This is a genomic window from Acinetobacter sp. 243_ASPC (assembly GCF_001054715.1).
Classification (GTDB): Bacteria; Pseudomonadota; Gammaproteobacteria; order Pseudomonadales; family Moraxellaceae; genus Acinetobacter; species Acinetobacter soli.
In genome coordinates this window covers 1-1,512 of record NZ_JVOR01000061.1, presented here as the reverse complement: position 1 = coordinate 1,512, position 1,512 = coordinate 1, and the positions used below count along the sequence as shown (strand labels likewise).

Genomic DNA, 1,512 nt, shown 5'->3' with positions numbered 1-1,512 from the left:
TAAAATCCCCCGCCCACAAAGGCGTGCCGGTTCGAGTCCGGCCCCGGGCACCATTTTAAATCTTTTAAAATGGTGCAATAAAGAATCCAGCAATGTGCTGGTTTTTTTATGTCTGAAATTTATGTTTTTATATTTTCTTTATTCAAGCCAAGACTTTCTCATTTAAATCTCAAGATCTGAGTGTTATCTTCATAACAAATCCAATAACAATGTGCATCGCGTTATTATTCAATGATGAAAACAAAAACATTTGTACTCGCCCCCGACTCCTTTAAAGAAAGTATGACTGCCAGAGAAGCATGTTTGGCCATGCAACACGGTTTACAACGTATTTTTCCAGATGCCAAGTATGATTTATGCCCTATGGCAGACGGTGGTGAAGGTACAGTAGATACCATCATCGATGCGCAACAAGGCCAAAAAGTATATATCACAGTGAGTGGTCCTTTGCATCTTTATAAAGTCCAGACCTATTTTGGATTGATTGATCAGGGGCGTACCGCAGTAATCGAAATGGCAAAGGCCAATGGTATTCACTTGCTCACACCCGATCAGCGTAACCCCCTACTCACTTCGACTTATGGTACTGGAGAGCTGATTCGCGCTGCTTTAGATCACCAGGTATCGAAAATTATTATCGGGCTTGGCGGTAGTGTTACCAATGATGCTGGCATGGGAATGGCAAGTGCTTTAGGTGTACGATTTTTAGATCAATTCGATCAAGAGGTTGAATTGGGTGGCGGGCAACTGAATCAGATTGCATCAATTGATATCACTCAACTCGACCCACGCTTGGCTGATGTTGAGATCGTAATTGCCACCGACGTGAATAATCCGTTAATTGGCCCACATGGTGCAACCTATATTTTTGGGCCGCAAAAGGGCGCCACACCGGATATGCTCATTCAGCTTGAGGCCAATCTTTGTCATTTTGCCGATATTATTCAGCAGACTTTAGGTATCTCTTTACATCATGTAAAGGGTGCTGGCGCCGCAGGAGGACTGGCCGCAGGCCTAATGGCGTTTACCACGGCAAAAATTCAGTCTGGTGTTGAAACAGTCATCGAATCTATTCAATTGGCTCAGAAAATTCAGGCAGCGGATTACATTTTTACTGGCGAAGGCGGAATCGATATACAGACGCAGTTTGGAAAAACACCGATTGGAGTGGCGCGTTTAGCTAAAACGTTTAACAAGCCTGTATTTGTATGTGCAGGCTATATCGGCCAAGGCATCGAAATGCTGTATGAAGATGGTATTACTGCGATTTTCGGTATTCTCGATGGTGCCAGTAATATTGAACAAGCTTGTAAAAATGGGGCAATGAATCTTACACGTACAACAGAAAATATCGGACGCCTCATTAAACAGCTTGAATCGACTGAAACAAAATAATTGCTTGAAAAATCTGCATATAATTCAAGATTTCCTTGCCTAATTTGCATGGTTACACTATGATGGCGCTCATGCCCGGGTGGTGAAATAGGTAGACACAGGGGATTTAAAATCCCC

Annotated in this window: 1 protein-coding gene; it reads left to right on the top strand. The window is 43.0% G+C overall.

All coding sequences use genetic code 11. The features are described from left to right. The first annotated feature begins 231 nt into the window (after positions 1 to 231). Positions 232 to 1,395: a glycerate kinase gene (locus ADA42_RS06135; protein ID WP_004948907.1), complete on the top strand. Its 1,164-nt coding sequence runs from the start codon at positions 232 to 234 to the stop codon at positions 1,393 to 1,395. Positions 1,396 to 1,512: the final 117 nt, after the last annotated feature.